15 protein-coding genes are annotated in these 16,315 nt (G+C 46.4%); 10 read left to right on the top strand and 5 right to left on the bottom strand.

The window, feature by feature from the left end; translation table 11 throughout:
- Positions 1 to 144: 144 nt before the first annotated feature.
- Together FC61_RS06050 and FC61_RS06045 are read right to left on the bottom strand one after the other, a co-directional pair.
- Positions 145 to 633 (bottom strand): GNAT family N-acetyltransferase, encoded by a 489-nt coding sequence (locus tag FC61_RS06050; protein WP_021741317.1) that lies wholly within the window; start codon positions 631 to 633, stop codon positions 145 to 147.
- Positions 634 to 761: 128 nt separating this feature from the next.
- A complete protein-coding gene (locus tag FC61_RS06045; protein WP_021741316.1) occupies positions 762 to 1,889 on the bottom strand; it encodes a hypothetical protein in 1,128 nt (375 codons plus the stop codon).
- Positions 1,890 to 2,196: 307 nt separating this feature from the next.
- Between FC61_RS06045 and FC61_RS06040 the strand changes: the two genes are divergently transcribed.
- Positions 2,197 to 3,108 carry a peptidylprolyl isomerase PrsA gene (locus tag FC61_RS06040; protein ID WP_035464319.1) on the top strand — a complete coding sequence of 304 codons (912 nt, stop codon included), beginning with the start codon at positions 2,197 to 2,199 and terminating at the stop codon, positions 3,106 to 3,108.
- Between the two features lie 186 nt (positions 3,109 to 3,294).
- Here the strand turns inward: FC61_RS06040 and FC61_RS06035 are convergent, their stop codons facing one another.
- Positions 3,295 to 5,364, bottom strand: a complete 2,070-nt coding sequence (locus tag FC61_RS06035) for a BspA family leucine-rich repeat surface protein (protein WP_042516691.1) — start codon at positions 5,362 to 5,364, stop codon at positions 3,295 to 3,297.
- Between the two features lie 480 nt (positions 5,365 to 5,844).
- Here FC61_RS06035 and FC61_RS06030 point away from each other — a divergent pair, with 480 nt between their 5' ends.
- From FC61_RS06030 to FC61_RS06005, 6 genes are all read left to right on the top strand, one after another.
- Positions 5,845 to 6,138 (top strand): Mor transcription activator family protein, encoded by a 294-nt coding sequence (locus FC61_RS06030; protein WP_021742014.1) that lies wholly within the window; start codon positions 5,845 to 5,847, stop codon positions 6,136 to 6,138.
- Between the two features lie 24 nt (positions 6,139 to 6,162).
- Positions 6,163 to 7,095 carry an NlpC/P60 family protein gene (locus FC61_RS06025; protein ID WP_052471863.1) on the top strand — a complete coding sequence of 311 codons (933 nt, stop codon included), beginning with the start codon at positions 6,163 to 6,165 and terminating at the stop codon, positions 7,093 to 7,095.
- A gap of 373 nt (positions 7,096 to 7,468) precedes the next feature.
- Positions 7,469 to 8,806 carry an MFS transporter gene (locus FC61_RS06020; RefSeq protein ID WP_021742012.1) on the top strand — a complete coding sequence of 446 codons (1,338 nt, stop codon included), beginning with the start codon at positions 7,469 to 7,471 and terminating at the stop codon, positions 8,804 to 8,806.
- Between the two features lie 58 nt (positions 8,807 to 8,864).
- On the top strand, positions 8,865 to 9,488 hold the full coding sequence (locus tag FC61_RS06015) for an NAD(P)H-binding protein (RefSeq protein ID WP_021742011.1): 624 nt from the start codon (positions 8,865 to 8,867) through the stop codon (positions 9,486 to 9,488).
- A 14-nt stretch (positions 9,489 to 9,502) separates the two neighbouring features.
- Positions 9,503 to 10,342, top strand: a complete 840-nt coding sequence (locus FC61_RS06010) for an SDR family oxidoreductase (protein ID WP_021742010.1) — start codon at positions 9,503 to 9,505, stop codon at positions 10,340 to 10,342.
- Positions 10,343 to 10,503: 161 nt separating this feature from the next.
- Positions 10,504 to 10,866, top strand: a complete 363-nt coding sequence (locus FC61_RS06005) for a nuclear transport factor 2 family protein (RefSeq protein ID WP_021742009.1) — start codon at positions 10,504 to 10,506, stop codon at positions 10,864 to 10,866.
- Between the two features lie 74 nt (positions 10,867 to 10,940).
- Here the strand turns inward: FC61_RS06005 and abc-f are convergent, their stop codons facing one another.
- A complete protein-coding gene (abc-f, locus tag FC61_RS06000; RefSeq protein ID WP_021742008.1) occupies positions 10,941 to 12,434 on the bottom strand; it encodes a ribosomal protection-like ABC-F family protein in 1,494 nt (497 codons plus the stop codon).
- A 409-nt stretch (positions 12,435 to 12,843) separates the two neighbouring features.
- Between abc-f and FC61_RS05995 the strand changes: the two genes are divergently transcribed.
- Positions 12,844 to 13,452 (top strand): LysE/ArgO family amino acid transporter, encoded by a 609-nt coding sequence (locus FC61_RS05995; RefSeq protein ID WP_021742006.1) that lies wholly within the window; start codon positions 12,844 to 12,846, stop codon positions 13,450 to 13,452.
- A 194-nt stretch (positions 13,453 to 13,646) separates the two neighbouring features.
- Here FC61_RS05995 and FC61_RS05990 read toward each other — a convergent pair whose 3' ends face one another.
- Positions 13,647 to 14,078: a MarR family winged helix-turn-helix transcriptional regulator gene (locus FC61_RS05990; protein WP_024525999.1), complete on the bottom strand. Its 432-nt coding sequence runs from the start codon at positions 14,076 to 14,078 to the stop codon at positions 13,647 to 13,649.
- A 126-nt stretch (positions 14,079 to 14,204) separates the two neighbouring features.
- On the opposite strand from FC61_RS05990, the gene FC61_RS05985 reads away from it, so the two are divergent.
- Positions 14,205 to 15,158, top strand: a complete 954-nt coding sequence (locus FC61_RS05985; protein ID WP_021742003.1) for an alpha/beta hydrolase — start codon at positions 14,205 to 14,207, stop codon at positions 15,156 to 15,158.
- A gap of 125 nt (positions 15,159 to 15,283) precedes the next feature.
- Complete coding sequence (locus FC61_RS05980; RefSeq protein WP_021742002.1) at positions 15,284 to 16,228, top strand: ADP-ribosylglycohydrolase family protein; 945 nt, start codon at positions 15,284 to 15,286, stop codon at positions 16,226 to 16,228.
- Positions 16,229 to 16,315: the final 87 nt, after the last annotated feature.

Here is a 16,315-nt window from a genome sequence, read left to right as displayed (position 1 = left end):
ACTCCTCCTCGAAAAGATGAAATTGATACGCTCTAAGCATACCAATGAAACCGATTACCGTCACGAAGTAAATGACGTATAGGTTTGCAATTAACGAGATAAAAGCTGAAAGGCTAGAAAATAAGGGAAAGCCAGCCGCGTTTATTATTTTGGTGATACACCAGTGAATTTTTCTAAACGGAAGAGTTGTTCATTATCGGGGCGTGTTTGGTGATTTTTAGGCCGGTAGCCCAGCTTTTCATAGAAGCCCAAGGCGGTAATTGATGCCGGAATTTCAACCCGTTTGGCAGTTTTAAAAAAGGCATCTTGTTCCAAGGTCGTCACGATGGCGCGGCCAATTCCCTTGCCCTGATACTCGGGTGAGACGAAAATATCGAACAGACTGGCCTCATCAGCTTTTCCCCAATAAGAACCAATCGCCCCCGTTCCCACGAGCTCGGTTCCTTCATAGAACACATAAAAGTGGGTCCAGGTGGCCTTATCGACGAGATCTTGGGGTTGGAGCTTAGCGATTGTGGCGGCCAGGTAGTCGGCGGTATAATCCTTTCGATTAGTTGTCAGGAGCGTCGTCGTGATGAGCTGAGCCGCGGCCGCAGCATTGCTTGCGCGAAGGTAGTGGTGGGTTAGAGTCATCTAAAACACTTCCTCAGTAAGATTGATTTCTAATTGTATTTTAATCTTAGGCGTTGGCGGATGCAATCCTTATTGCGTAATAAAAAAAGACGCCAACACAATCGCAGGCGTCCTTCAAACAGGTGAATCTAATCTTTTTGACCAATAATCAGCCCATACCAATTTCCTTTATGAACGCTACCGTCTTCGTTGGTTCGGCCCCCCATTACGTTATTAATCACGTAAATTCCCAATTTGTAATCTGAAAGTTTCGTGCGTTTACTTTGTGGATAGCCTTGTTTAGCCAACAACTTTTTGATGGCAGCCAGTTTTTGGGTATTAGTCTGAGTCTTGTGGTTCATTAAATAGGTGGCAACTGACGTAAACGGGACGATCTTGGTATAGCCTTTGGTTGAAATAGCCTCGGGAGCGTCTTCATCCCAGGTGTCGTTGGTGGCGTAGTTATAAGCCGCAATACGGGAGAGCCCGAGGTCAACGGGAGTATTGGGAAATAACTTAACCATGGATCGCGCCAACTTCTGGTACTTACTGTCATTTAGATAGTGGACGTAGTCTTTGGTGCTGACGAAATCGTCTGGAAATAGGAGATTGCGTCCGGAATGGTTAGTTGTTTTGCCAGCAGTTACGGCTGAACTGGGGACGTAACCGTAAATGGTTTGACCATTTTTGGGGACACCAACATAGTAGTACCAACTGGTTTTACCGTTGTGAGAAATTTGAACAGAATTACTGCGGTACAAGTTTTGGTTCGTGTAGTTTTTGAGATTCAAGCGCTTTTTCGTATGTGTCCAATCCCAAAGATAGGCATTCTTAGTGGCACTAGTGACGTGGTAATAATCGCCAGCATAAGTAGGTTGCAGAAATCTACGATGCGTAATTTGATAGCCTTTGGGATTAAATCCCTTGACCAGTTGTGGCCGGTAAATCCAGCCAGTCTTAGTTCCTGGCGTATTCGTGACCTGAATCCAGTTATGATTTCCCTTATAGGTACCGGTAGCTGTTAGAAACCACGTATAGGTTGGGAACGATTTTAAATTATAAAGTTTCTTGGTATGCGTGTTATTCCAAATGTAGGCATTCTTGGTGGCTCGCTTAGCATGGTAGGCCACAGCCGTGTAATGATAATAGCTGTGATTATCATTATAGACGATATGTTTAAAGCTGGTCTTAGGTTGCGCCGCCTGCGCCGAGTTAATTAAGCCGCCGTTAAGGCCAATTGCTAGACCGACCACGGTAAGTGCAAAAATCTTTTTCATTATGAAGATCCTCCCTGAAACAAAATTAGAAAACTATTTTCCCCTTTCTGTAGTATAGGTGACGGCTGATGAATTGTAAAACGCTGCCAGCTATGACGGGCTTAGCATTGGGTCTACTTAATAATTCCTCCTTTTATTTCCAGCATTGATATTAGCAGATTAATTAGCTAACCCCATCTAGGATAAATAGCAATCAGTTGAACTTTTTATAAAGTCTGATTATTGTATATTATCAGTGCGATTATTTGTGATACGCTATTATACATGGTGTTTACACCAATTTTGAGGAATGGATGTGTTGGATATTATGAAAAAATGGTCTATCGCGCTCACTGGTTTGTTGCTGTCGGCAACGCTTGCCGGTTGTGGTAGCCAAAAGGTTGTTGCCACAACTAATGGGGGAAACATTACGGAGCCGGCCTACTATAGTAGCCTGAAAGAGACACCTTCTGGACAGCAAGTTTTACAGCAGATGATCTTGAGCAAAGTTTTGGAAAAACAGTATGGTGACAAAGTTAGTCAGGCCGCGGTTAATAAGCTCTTTAATCAGACGAAGGCCCAGTATGGCTCGTCCTTTAACAGTGTTTTATCTCAGGGGGGGATTACTCAATCAAGTTATAAATCGGATATTCGTTTTAGATTACTGTTCAAAGAGGCCGTTAAGGCGAATATTAAAATTACGGATGCCCAACTTAAAAAGCAATTCAAACATTATGAACCGAAAGTTACGGTTGCCCATATTTTAGTTGCTAATAAAGCCACGGCGCAAAAAATCATTGCACGGTTAAGTGACACTAAGCCCGCTAACCGAGAGAAAGAATTTACGCAACTTGCCAAGCGCTATTCTACAGATAGCATCACTAAAAATAAGGGTGGCAAGCTGGCACAGTTTGACAGCACGGATACCACACTTGATTCGGCTTTTAAGCAAGCGGCCTTCAAGTTAAAAACAGATGATTATACCACAGCACCGGTTAAGACCCAGTACGGGTATCATGTTATCTTAATGTTAAATAATCCTGGTAAGGGTACAATTAAAGACCACAAGGCTGCATTAACGGCGCAAATCGTTAACCAAGAAGTGAATAATAGCGAGGTGACCCACGAGGTCATTGCCAAGGTTTTGAAAAAAGGCGATGTTTCAATCAAAGACAGTCAGCTAAAACATGTCCTGTCTGATTACATGTCATCGAGTTCTAGCAACGTATCGTCTAAGTAGGGTTATAAACAATAAACATTATGAGTTTAGGCGGGCGGTTCATTCATGCATGAATGGGCCGCCCTTTTTAGTTGGCAGAATATTCGGCTGATGCGTGGGGCTAACAATAAAACCAGAAGGCATTGTTCAAATTCACTGAACAATACCTTCTGGTTTTTAGAGTTAATGATGAAACCGTCGCTAGTGCTAATCCTGTTTCTTAAACCAATGTAAACTAACCAAGCTTAATCCTAAAACGCCTAGCACGGTTAACCAACTGGTCGAGGCTTCGGCGGTTTGGGGTAAGACCGTTGCGGTTGTCTTACCTGATTTGTTTCTATTAGTCCGTGTCGTTAAGCGAACCGTCTTGTTAGTCGTTACTTGATGATTAGTGGTTGCGCCAGTCACCGATTTAACCAACGTTTGGGGATGCGTCGCAACCTTTTGTGCTTTAGACGTCTTGTTAGCGGGGCGACTGTCAATCTGTGCAGCGGAACCGCCAGTAGCTGGCTTCTTAACCGGTGTGCCAGTATCGGGAATCGTAATGGTATCACTACTGTCACCAGATTCGGGTGTTTCCGTCGGGGTACCCGTATCCGGGGTTGTCCCGGTATTATCCGGCGTTGTGGTGTTGCCATTGTTGTTATCCGGTGCCGTTGTGGCAACCTTTTCCCATACATAAGTATTCGCCATCGTTGCGCCGTCATAACCCGTATTTAAATCCGCCGCGGTATAAGTCTTGCCACTACCCACAGCTTGCCACTTACCGGTGAAGGTGGCGCTAATCGAAGCATCTAATAGGTTTACCTGATCCTCACCGTCAAAGAGGTGGGAATTGGTTCCCAGTTTCAGTTCCTGCAAACTGACAGTCCCTTGCAAGAGATGGTTCAGCGAACTTACGGCATTCATATCAATGTTTGATAAATCCAGCTTCGTTAGGGAACGATCGCCAGCAAACATGTTGTTCATGGCCCTAATGGCAGTCGGGTGCCATTGACTGAGGTCGACGGCTGTTAAGGCAGTTGCATTTTCAAACATCGATGTGGTGGTGAGAACCTGACTAACGTCCCAGTGGCTAACATCGAGGTGGTCAATGGCCGCATCATCGGCAAATAGTTGTGCTAAGTATTTCACGTGACCAGTTTGCCAGTGACTAAGGTCGAGCTGCGTCAGCGCCCGATCACCCGTGAACATGCTACGCATATCGGTGACGTGGCTGGTATCCCAATTGGCGACATCGACCGTTTGTAGGGCATCGTTATAGGCTGTCTGCCAGGTATTCCAATCCATACTATCGTTGGCGAACATGGCATTCATATCCGTCACTTGCCCCGTATTCCAGTCACCAGTGCCAGTAATGGTGGCGAGTAGCGGATCATTAAAGAACATCTGAGCCATGTTAGTGACCTGACTAGTATCTAATCCAGCCACGTTCACGGTTGTTAAGGCGGGGTTGTTGGCAAACATGTAACTCATATCCAGCACGTGGCTAGTGTCCCAATTTGCCGTGCTTAAGTCTAGCTGCTGTAACCCCGTTTGGGAAAACATATCGTCCATGAGCACGGTTTGGCTGGTATCCAAATTGGCTAGGCCATCAATTCCCGTCAGACTAGACCAGCCGGAAAAGAGGCGACTGGCATCAATACCTAAGACAACTTTTCCAGCAAAGGTGACGTGCTTAACATCGGTGTGGTTATACGATCCCAGTGCGCCATCACGAAAAGTTCCGGCCGAAATGACCATGTTGCCATCACTATCAAGCGTCCACGGTGCCGTTCCAAAAGTCCCGGTCTTTACGATAGAAGCAGCGGTGGTTGTGGGCGTTACGGCTGGCGTGTTAGTCGATTGCGGGGCTGTGGCCGTTGGTGTACTGATGGCCCGGGCCTGTGGGGTTACCGCTGCCGGTGTTGCGACCGCTTTAGCAGTTGGTGTCGTCGCGGCAGCCGATGACGCGGTGGTTGTTGGCGCTTGGTCTGTGTTAGTAGCCGGTGTTGGCGTGCTTGTCGGCTCAACAGCCGGTGTTTTCTCAGACGTACTTGAGTCGGTCTTAGCTGCCGGTTCATCTTCTGCCGTGGTCGTTGATTGATGATTCAGTGTCGCGGTTTTAGCGGTCGTTGTTGCTGTGGCCGTTGACTGATCTGTCGAATCCTCAGGTTCTACCGCTGTGGTATCCGCCTGGGCAATATCGGCTTGGTAGCCAATCCCCACAACGGTTCCCGCGATCATTAAAGTCATCAATCGCTGTTTGTTACGCATTTTGAAAGTTGTCGGTTTCATTAGTAACCCCTCCGCATCTGGCAAACACCCGATCTTTGCCGAATTTCTACCTCTATTCTAGTCTAATTCGTTCAATAAAGCGATAAATTAATGTAAGAATATTTAATGATTTTATCAAATGATTCCGCATTATAAAAGGGATCATCCACTATTGATGATAATTAAAATTAGGAGTCTCACGATTCATTAAGCTCACGAAGGTTGCAAGATTTTTTGTAAATGAAAACTCGGGAATCGGTGATGCTGATAATAAAAATATCAGTTTGAAAAATGGATATATTATAAATTAGCTGTTAGCTGGTATTTATGGCGCTAGCCGGACATATTTAATAAAATCCGTCTTTTTGATAATCAGGCTTACCACGAACGACTTGTTAATTTAAAGATAAAACAGCAGGCTATCTGCAAGGAATAGTGGTGGACGTAGTGCCCTTATGAAAGGCGAAACAATCGTCTACACTAACTCGTGGAGGTGGTTAAATGACGGATAAGTTGGATATTGGCGCACTACATAATTTTTACCATGGACTAAGCGATTTGGTGGGACCGGAAGCCATGATGAAAATTTATGAGCAGTATAAAGGAACGCAGCTAAGCGTCCCAGTACACTTATACGACCGCGATTTAGCAGCACAGCGGGTGGTTCGTGAGTTCAACGGGCATAATCAACAAGACTTGGCCCGCATTTATGGCTATAGCGAGAAGTGGGTCAAGTCAGTCTTGCGTCAGGCTAGGCGGGACGAACAATTGGCGGCCAAGCAGCATCGTGATTGAGTGACTAAATTTGGAGGTTTAGAAATGGCGCATTTTAAGAAAATAGTGATTGGTTGTTTATTGGGCATGGCTTTACTAGGTTGGGGAGTATCGGCTCAAGCGAGTGATGCCAAGGATCATGTGGTGTACAACCGGAGTTATCATCAGACTCGGACGTTGTACCATACAAAATATAATTTTTATCATCGACTCTATCGGACCGGGATGAAGCGTAGCAGTTCTGCGCGAGGAACCTATGAGCAGAAATTCACGGTGACGCGAATTGCGAAAAACGGACACGGGACATTCTTCAAGACGCCGCGTGGCTGGATTAATCGCGATGCCTTTTACCATTGGACCCGGTATCAGGGGGGTCTTAACTACTCGATGAAGGTGAATCACGCGCATGTACTCCTATACAACAAGCCCTGGGGCCTCAAAGGTGCCAAGGTCACCGGGAGTACCAGCACTAAGCAACTGGTTGGTCACTGGGTTCACGTGGATCGGCGGGCCGAGTTGAATACCGGTACGGGTTATTATCGGCTGAAGGTAAATCACAAGACCTATTGGATTCGGGGAAAGTATTTGTCCTTTAACACGAAGGTGTTAGCCGGCAATATTAAGCAGATCGAAAAGGCGGTTAAGACCGGTTCTAAGCTGGTTGGTAAGTCCAAATATGACTGGGGTGGTGGCCGTAGCGCTGCCAGCATTCGTGCCCGGCGGTTTGACTGTTCATCATTTATCCACTACATTTATGCCAAGTCAGGCGTGCGTTTAGGCCCGACATCCAGCTGTACCACCTATTCATTAATTCGAATGGGGCGTAAGGTTAAGGCCAGTCATATGAAGCGTGGCGATATTTTCTTCTTCAACGATAAGGATGAAGGTAAGAATTGTCATGTGGCCTTGTATCTAGGCAACAAGCTATTTCTACACGACTCACCGAGTTCGGATACTGGTGGGGTTTGGTATCTCTAGTTTGAATGATCCGCACTGGAAGATGCGGTTCAACGGGAGCGTGCGTCGGTTGGTCGGTTAGGGCTCCAATTACTATCAAATTCAAATATGACTCATCAACAGGTAGCCTCATAGTGATGCTACCTGCTTTTTTAGTCAGGTCAATGTTCAGTTTTATCACTTGTTTCATGTGAAACAAACGGAATATTAGTTGGTGGCTCCAGCTTTTCGGAGAAGTCTTTAGAAACAATACAATTAGTTAAGGTAAATTGCGATGACCAGAACCGAGTTATGTGGATTGCATTTTAAACTTTATAAAATTACTGCTTGCCTTGAAGTGTAGTTGAAGGTCTAAACTCACGTTATTCACTTAAAGACGAGGAGTAAAAGACAAATGGCAACGACAAAAAAACGGTTTGATTGGATTTTATTGGTTATTTTAATGAGTTACTTTATGATTCTACTGGATAACTCGATTATCTTTACTGGAACAGTTAAAATTGCGCAGGATTTGAATCTAAATCAGGCCACCTTATCATGGGTTAGTAGCGCCTATTCACTGACATTTGGTGGTTTCTTATTACTAGGTGGTCGGGCCGGTGATTTATTTGGTCGCCGCCGGGTTTTCCAAGTCGGGTTGGTAATTTTTGGACTAGGCTCACTGCTAGTTGGTGCGGCGGTAAATGCCCCTATGATCATTGCCGCTCGGGCTTTTCAGGGAATTGGTTCGGCGATCTTAGCACCGACAACGCTGGCCATTCTAATGGATACCTATGAGGGACCTGAGCGAACCAAGGCAATTGCCTACTATGGTGCCATGGCCGGTATCGGTGCTAGTGTCAGCCTAGTTATTGGCGGGATCTTTGCCAGTCTGTTAACTTGGCGGGTTGGCTTTTTCATTAATGTTCCTATCAGTATCTGGATGTTTTATTTAGCCGTTCGCCACTTGAATAAAGACCGCGGTCAGGCCGGCAAGCTAGACTGGATTGGGACGTTGACATCATTAATCGGGATGAGTGCGTTGGTTTACAGCATCATTGGTAATTGGGCTAAATTGCCAGCATTTTTACTAGCAATCGTGTTCTTGGCGGGCTTCATTTACCAAGAACGACGAACGGAACAGCCCATTATGCCTTTACGATTGTTCAACGATCGTGAACGGATTGGTGCCTACGTGGGTCGTTTCCTATATCTGGGTGCCATGATGGGCTTTTGGTTCATTACACCGCAACTGATGCAAAACCAACTCGGCTTTAGTGCCTTGATGGCGGGCGTTGCGTTCTTTCCATTGACCATTGTGAACTTTATCGTGGCATTACAAGTTGCTCGACTGACGGCCAAATGGGGAAATGGTGGTTTGCTGGTCGCTGGGATTGGCCTCACTATGTTGGGAATGCTTTGGATGAGTAGATTTACCCCGACCGTTGGTTACTGGTGGGGCATTGCGGCCCCAATGCTGGTTGTGGGGATTGGTCAAGGATTATCTTTGAGTCCCTTCACGGCGGCCGGAGTGGCCCATACACAAGGGGCTGATGCCGGGGCTGCTTCTGGTGTGGTCAATGTTATGCATCAAATTGGTGGTTCAGTCGGTCTATCAATTTTGGTCACCACGCAGGGGTTATTTAGCGGTCGGATTGTAGGTTATCAGCACGCCATCTTAGCCGGCGCGGGCCTTCTATTGCTGGCCTTATTGGCTGCCATTTTCCTAATTGTTCCCGGTGAGCGTAAATAAACGGAAGAAAGGCTTGCCCTGAAGTTACTGCAAGGTTGTAAACTGAATTTATTCAAAAATGAAGTGGAGGAATATCAGCATGGCAAATGTCTTAATTATTGGTGCAACGGGTTCTGTAGGCCGCGTGACTCGGCAATATTTCCTGGATAACACGGATGATCAATTAACCTTAATGGCGCGGAGTACGGGGCGACTGGGGCAATTAAATGCGGAGCGTGAACGAGCAATTGCGGGTAGCGTGACCGATCCAGCAGCGTTAAAAGCGGCCCTAGCCGGTCAAGATGTAGTCTTTGCCGCCTTAAGTGGTAATCTAGCAGGAATGGCTAAACACCTAGTGGCAGCGATGGATGAGGCTAAGGTTAATCGGCTATTGTTCATTGCTTCAATGGGCATTTACAACGAAATTCCGGCGCGGGTTGGTGGTGGCAATTTGGCAGATAATCCGATTTTACAAGGGTATCGCGATGCCGCCGATGTCGTGGAAGCCTCTGACCTTAACTATACGGTCATTCGGCCCGGTTGGTTCGACAACGGCAATGATACGAATTATCAGGTGACTAAGAAGGGTGAACCCTTTGGCGGGCATGACGTGTCACGTAAGAGTATTGCCGACTTAGTCGTTCGCTTGGCCCACAATGAGACTTTAGGGTCACGGGATAGTCTCGGCATTAATCGTCAATAAAGGAGATTTTAAAAATGGCAAATAGAACATGGTTAATTACAGGGGTTAGTAGTGGGTTTGGGCGCGCTATGACATCGCAACTGTTGGCACAAGGTCAGACGGTTATTGGAACAGTCCGTAATATCCAAAAGGTACAGGGCTTGGTTGAACAATACCCTCAAACATTTATCAGCAAGACGTTAGATGTCACGAATGTTGCGAATATTCATCAATTGATGGAGAAACTAACACAGGATTATCAAATTGATGTCTTGGTTAATAACGCGGGTTATGGGTTATTTGGTGCTGCAGAAGAGCTAAGCGATGCTGAGGTTGACCGGATTATTGCGACTGATCTGACAGGCTCAATTCAAATGGTTCGGGCTATCTTACCAAGCATGCGAGCTCAAGGTCACGGTCGTTTGATTCAGATTTCGTCATATGGTGGACAAGTGGCCTTTCCAGGGAATTCGATGTATCATGCTGCCAAGTTTGGTATTGAAGGCTTTATGGAAGCTGTTGCCCAAGAAGTCGCTGATTTTAATATTGGAGTGACTATTGTAGAACCGGGAGGCGCCCGGACTGAATTTCGGTATGGGAGTGCTCAAGTAGCGAAAATGATGCCAGCTTATGAAGGTAATCCAGCCCATGCATTTCAACGGATGCTGGATCCCGCTAATGGTTTGGCCCCTGGTGATCCGCAACGGATGGCTAGCCGAATTATTGAAAGCGTGGACCAAGATCCCGCGCCATTGCGACTGGTACTGGGATCACAAGCGCTGCAAAGCACCATCGACACGCTAGAAAAGCGGGTTGCCGATTTTAAGCGCCAAACCGCCCTAGCTGCCTCAACGGATTTTCCGGCTGGTGAATAGGGTTTAATAAAAATTAACGATAACGACTTTCCCCAGAAAATGCGTGGTGACTTCCCCCGAAGTTACCAACGCATTTTTTTGGTTTTTCAGTGACTAGTACTTGCCTTGAAGTTACTGCAAGGGGATATAGTGAGTGCATAACTTAATGAGAGGGTTTTAAAATGACTGAAGAACTTATCCAATTATACCGAGATTATAATGCTGCCATGGCAGCGAATGACACGTCAGTATTGGCTCAACTTCTAGCACCGGAGTTTACGTTAGCCCACATGACAGGAGACGTTCAACCACGGGCAGAGTGGTTTCAAGAACTTGAAGCCGGAACTATGCATTATTATTCTTCCGTGGAAGACCATGTGAGCGTACATGAAATGGTGACTGGTTGGCAAATTGTTGGTCAAAGTCGGGTGGTAGCTCGGATCCATGGTGGCTCAAAGACTGAATGGCCGTTAAATACGGACCTACGCGTACAACGAGTGGCCGACCACTGGCAAATTATATCAGCCGTTGTCACGACGTACTAAAATGCCAGTTGCTTTATTTTCTCTAAATTATTAAAGCCGCGTCAAACCGATTGGGGTTTGGCGCGGCTTTTTGCTTATGAAAATGGGGTTAAGGTGACCTGCTTCGTGGCTATCTGGTCAATGAAGTGCTGATCGTGTTCAATGACGAGTAGCGTGGGGTGGGTCTGTTGAATCAGTGTGAGTAGCTGATCTTGGTTAAAGACATCGAGATAGTTGAGTGGTTCATCCCAAATAAAGAGCTGAGCCGGGGTGATGAGGGATTGTGCCAGTGCCACCTTACGTTGTTGGCCCATACTGAGCTGTTCAATAGGGGTGTGGAACACGTCACGTGGTAGTCCCAGCTTTTTTAAGGTGTTCAAGAGCGCATTTAGATTGAGCTGCTGGTCAGTTGCAAGGTCGGCTAGCGTGCCAGTCAAAGTCGTTTGTTGTTTCAAGGTGCTCACCTTGAGTTGGGGATGGTCGACACTCCCCGTATGCGTCCCAGAAAAGTGACCGGTTAGATAGGCAAGCAGTGATGACTTACCACTACCGTTAGGGCCTAACAAGGCCAGTCGTTCACCTGGCTTCAATTCAAAGGATAGCGGGTGAAATAAAGGTTGGCCGCCGGGATATTGCAACGTCAGGTCTTGAACGTGGAGTAAAACCGGATAATGGGTCGCCAGTGGGGTCAGTGTTAGGGGCGCGATGTGTTCAATGTTTTGGCGTAAGCCTTCAGTGGCCGCTAGTTGTCGGTCGCGCCGGCGCTCCGCTGATTTTGCCCGGCGCATCATCTTAGCGACGAGCTTACTATTATTCTTATTGGCCTGTTTACCGCTGTTCTTTACGTGCGGATTGCCATGCTTGTCGTTTTCACTAGCTTGAGCCCACGCCGCTCGGTCAGTGGCCACCGACTTGAGACGGGCAGCCTCCTTTTTTAAGCGCGCATCTTGTTCTTCTTCAAAGGCGTCTTGCCGTGATTTTTGTGCTTCATAAGTGGCAAAATTTCCTTGATATAAAACGACTTGTTTTTGCTCAATGGCTAGGGTGTGATCGGTTATTTGATTGAGAAAATAGCGGTCATGACTGACCACGATAAACCCGTGTCGCTGTTGCTGCAAATAAGTGGCGACGGCTTGGCGACTGGCCCGATCTAAATGGTTGGTGGGTTCGTCAATCAGTGGATAGGTGTTATCGGCAGCAAAGAGACTAGCAAGCAGGGCTTTGGTTTGCTCGCCGCCGGATAAGGTGTTAAAAGGTCGTTGCCATTGCGCCGGATTCAAACTAAGCTGACGCAACTCGCGTTCTAGCTGCCACGTCTCGGTGGCGGTTAGGCGTTGTAGCAGGTCAATGGTTGTTTGGCGGGGGTCTGTAACCGCGGCGGGAAAGTATTGTGAGATTAACGGATTAATAATTGTCCCTTGATACGGGTAGTGGTGCAAGAGGAGTTGAAGCAACGTGGTCTTTCCCCGCCCGTTACGACCGACTAAACCAAGTTTCCACGTTGTATCTAAGTTTAAATCAACGTGTTCAAAGAGTGGTGCTGTACCAGCGAAGCCAAATGTGAGGTGCTGAATGGTGATTTCGGTCATGTAAAAGAACTTCCCATCTATGGTGACTAAGTATCAGGTGATATGGGATGAAACGGGAACGGTTCTTCACAGTGATCGCATTCTTTCGGTTTAATTTACACCATTCTTGCCTAATTTTAATAATTAGACGTTGATTGTCTTTTAAGTGGTGCAGTTGAGCTAATCATAGATGAAAAGAGGATTAAAATCAATAAAGATCACTTTATCTTGACTATTAATTCGTTTATAGAATTGACTCCATTGATTGGAGGCAAATGAACGAATAGTCAACGCTATTTTGTGTAAAACCCAGTGGATATTGAAGGACACTACTCTTTTATAACGATCTCTGGTATTCTATTAGGATATGTTTATTTAACGGTCTAGCCTAAAACTGGGTTGCCTAGGGGAGGAAAAGCATGTGTCAGCTATGTATTTGCGAGGTTTGTTGCTGAGTTTAGCGCTGGTTTCATCGATTGGGATGCAGAATCTATTCGTTTTTAATAATGCAATCAATCAGCCGTTGAAGCGGGCCTGGCCAGTGACGGTCATGGTTTGGTTCGCTGATACCGCCTTAACACTAGCGGCATTCTTCGGGATGGGTGCGATTATCAGTGCTCACGAATTATTCAAATTAATTATTATGTTTGTCGGTGGATTATTGGTAATTTGGATTGGGTTTGGCATTTTACGTTCAGCTGCCAGTTTTAAGCTGGAAAGTGCCAACACACCGTTACCGATGAAGAAGTCATTAGTTAATGCGTGGGTAGTGACCTGGGCGAATCCGCAGGCGATTATCGATACCAGCCTCATGTTTGGTGCGCTACGGGGCACGCTGACTGATAGTGAAGTTACGCCATTTATCACCGGGGTGATTTCCGCGACAGCCATCTGGTTCTTCGGCATAACGCTAGTGTTGGGGTTATTGAAGGAGCGGTTACCCCAAAAGTTCCTTATGTGGGTCAACATCGTGTCTGGCGGAGTAGTCATGCTGTACGGGGTTTATCTGCTATGGCAAGCGGTCATGATGGTGCTGTGAACCATGGATGAAATTGTAACGGGCGTTAGTGCAGTGGCACTAGCGCTTTTTTGATACAGCGGCCAAAAAAAACGCCCCAATCGGTTCCAGCCAATTGTTGGGCGATAATTTTTGCATAATTCAGATAAATTAGACCATATCCCGACCTCCAAACAAGCCGTTCAATGGTGACGGTGATAGCGACAAAAGCCACACTAGTTTAACGCATGCATTAATTTATTCGTGAGATTCGTGAGCTGGACCCATTCATCATCTGTGAGATTGGCCTGCTTCATCAATAGATCCGGGAGTTCTTTCAGGTTGATTCTTTCTTGTTCACCTGCGGGGGTCAGGGTTAATTTAACACTGCGTTCATCAGCAGGGTTCCTTTGGCGATTCACTAATCCCATCTTTTCCATTCGTTTTAGCAAAGGGGTGGTGGTACCAGTGCCAAGGTGTAATTGGGTACCCAGTTCTTTTACCGTTGCTCCTTGCTGCTTATACAAAATGACCAGGACTAAGTACTGTGGATAGGTTAATCCGTGTTGCGCTAGGGTTGGCTGATAGACGTGTTGAATGGCGTGTGACGTGTTGTAAACAGAGAAGCAAAAATGATCTTCTAGCACGCGAAAATTTTCGATTGTCAAAGATACCCAGAACCTTTCTTAAAATAAGTTGTTGACAATTATGACGTGCACGTCCTATAATAAGTTCATCAATTAAATCGTGCACGATTCAATTGCATTATAACATGCGAAACGGGAGTGTTTGCTATGTCAGAAAAAATTGTTTTGGAACCAGCTGCTAAGGACTTTAGTGAAGCCAATGCGCCACATCCTCGGATTTATGAATTGAAGCCAGCCGAGGGACGGGCATTACTGGAAAAGGTCCAATCTTCACCAGTCAAGAAGTACAATGTTGATATCAAAGATACACTGGTTGATACCGGTAAGTGGGGCGCAATTAATGTGCGGATTATTCGTCCCGCTGGCGATTATGCCAAGATGCCAGTTATCTTTTATATTCATGGTGCTGGTTGGGTATTTGGGAGTGCCAAAACACATGACAAGCTCGTGCGGGAACTTGCTGTGCGGACACATTCAGTCGTTGTATTTCCAGAATACACGCTGTCTCCCGAAGCCAAGTATCCAACGGCCATTGAGCAAAATTATGCGGTTTTGCAACAATTGCCTGAAATTGCTAAGGATGAGAACTTTGATGTCAATCGGTTAACGGTCGCCGGTGACTCTGTTGGGGGGAACATGGCCACGGTTATGACGTTGATGACCAAGCAACGCCAAGGCATTAAGATCAATCAACAATTGTTATACTACCCAGTGACGGATGCCAACTTTGACACGCCATCTTACAACCAATTTGCTGATAACTACTACTTAACTAAAGAAGGGATGCAGTGGTTCTGGGATCAGTATACAACGGATCCAAAGCAACGGGCAGAAATTACGGCTTCACCTTTGCGAGCTAGCCTGGATGAGTTGAAAGACTTGCCAGCAGCTATGATTTTAAATGGCGAAGCAGACGTGTTGCGTGATGAAGGTGAAGCGTATGCTAACAAGCTACGTGAAGCCGGTGTCGCTGTCACACAAGTTCAATTCCAAGGGATGATTCATGACTTTGTGATGGTTAACTCATTGGATGACACGCACGCCACTCGTGCAGCTATGGATTTATCAACTAGCTGGGTTTTGCAACGTAACAATCAATAACATCTTCGATAAGTAGGCGCTTAAGTGGCGAGATAATTTGAAAAAATTATCTCGTCACTTTTTTAGCTTCCCCCCTTTTTTAATGCGGAGTCTGTTATGCTAGAGATAATTAGGAGGGTGATAACGTGACTGCTCAAGAAATTCTCAATGTGTTACGCGCAGCGGTGGTAGCCGATGCGCTGGGGGTCCCGGTGGAAATGAAGGCGCGCGGGACCTTTCAGCTAACCGGCATGACGGGCCATGGTTCATGGGACCAACCGACTGGTAGTTGGTCTGATGATTCGTCGATGACGCTTTGTCTTTTGGCAAACATCAATGAGCAGGGCAGTTACGCCGACCTTATGGATAAGTTCGAACGTTACATGATGACGGGAGCCTACACCCCAACGGGCACCACTTTTGATGTTGGGCGGACCTGTGCCCATGCAGTGCGGCAATATGCGATTAATCATATTGAACCGTTGCATTGTGGGGATACTGCCGAGAATGCCAATGGCAATGGGGCCTTGATGCGGATTGCACCGCTAGCCCTGGTCTTAAAAAATGAAGATAATCAGGATAACCGGTTTGCGGTTATTCATAATTACACGGTGGTGACACACGGCCATCTCCGGGCCATCATGGGCAGCTTCATCTACATTGAATTATTGCGTGACTTAATGATGGGGATGAGCTTACGTCAGGCATTATCCCACGTGCAGGAAGCCCTAATAACTTTTGTGGCGACTCATGAAAAATTTGCTAGTGAAGCTGCAACGTACCAACGACTCTTTACGCCGCGCTTTCAGCAACTACCAGCTACGGCCATTCGCTCAACCGGCTACGTGGTGGATACGTTAGAGGCCGCGGTGTGGATTGCACTAAACCACCACGACTTAGCCGCCGGTATTTTAGCGGCAGCAAATTTAGGGAGTGACAGTGACACAGTGGCGACTGTGGCGGCATCCTTAATGGCCTTTGAACGGCCACAACAGTCGGTGCCGACTGACTGGTGGAACCAAACGCTGAATCATGAGTTATTAGACCACATGATGCAGCCGTTCGCGGCCAAGTTTGGGGAGGAAAAATGATGAACTTACCAGAAAAATATGCCTACATGTCGACTGGGCAGCCTTATAATGACTTAGACCCGCTGTTGATTCAGCGGCGTGATCGGG

It is taken from the genome of Levilactobacillus brevis ATCC 14869 = DSM 20054, from assembly GCF_001433855.1.
In the GTDB taxonomy this organism is placed as follows: domain Bacteria; phylum Bacillota; class Bacilli; order Lactobacillales; family Lactobacillaceae; genus Levilactobacillus; species Levilactobacillus brevis.
The sequence above is the reverse complement of the archived record's forward strand: the minus strand, read 5'-3'. Positions and strand labels throughout refer to the sequence as shown.

Excerpts from the sequence above, each read along its gene's own strand:
- FC61_RS06050 (WP_021741317.1), bottom strand. The coding sequence starts at position 633 with ATGACTCTAACCCACCACTACCTTCGCGCAAGCAATGCTGCGGCCGCG.
- FC61_RS06045 (WP_021741316.1), bottom strand. The coding sequence starts at position 1,889 with ATGAAAAAGATTTTTGCACTTACCGTGGTCGGTCTAGCAATTGGCCTT.
- FC61_RS06040 (WP_035464319.1), top strand. The coding sequence starts at position 2,197 with ATGAAAAAATGGTCTATCGCGCTCACTGGTTTGTTGCTGTCGGCAACG.
- FC61_RS06035 (WP_042516691.1), bottom strand. The coding sequence starts at position 5,364 with ATGAAACCGACAACTTTCAAAATGCGTAACAAACAGCGATTGATGACT.
- FC61_RS06030 (WP_021742014.1), top strand. The coding sequence starts at position 5,845 with ATGACGGATAAGTTGGATATTGGCGCACTACATAATTTTTACCATGGA.
- FC61_RS06025 (WP_052471863.1), top strand. The coding sequence starts at position 6,163 with ATGGCGCATTTTAAGAAAATAGTGATTGGTTGTTTATTGGGCATGGCT.
- FC61_RS06020 (WP_021742012.1), top strand. The coding sequence starts at position 7,469 with ATGGCAACGACAAAAAAACGGTTTGATTGGATTTTATTGGTTATTTTA.
- FC61_RS06015 (WP_021742011.1), top strand. The coding sequence starts at position 8,865 with ATGAAGTGGAGGAATATCAGCATGGCAAATGTCTTAATTATTGGTGCA.
- FC61_RS06010 (WP_021742010.1), top strand. The coding sequence starts at position 9,503 with ATGGCAAATAGAACATGGTTAATTACAGGGGTTAGTAGTGGGTTTGGG.
- FC61_RS06005 (WP_021742009.1), top strand. The coding sequence starts at position 10,504 with ATGACTGAAGAACTTATCCAATTATACCGAGATTATAATGCTGCCATG.
- abc-f (WP_021742008.1), bottom strand. The coding sequence starts at position 12,434 with ATGACCGAAATCACCATTCAGCACCTCACATTTGGCTTCGCTGGTACA.
- FC61_RS05995 (WP_021742006.1), top strand. The coding sequence starts at position 12,844 with ATGTATTTGCGAGGTTTGTTGCTGAGTTTAGCGCTGGTTTCATCGATT.
- FC61_RS05985 (WP_021742003.1), top strand. The coding sequence starts at position 14,205 with ATGTCAGAAAAAATTGTTTTGGAACCAGCTGCTAAGGACTTTAGTGAA.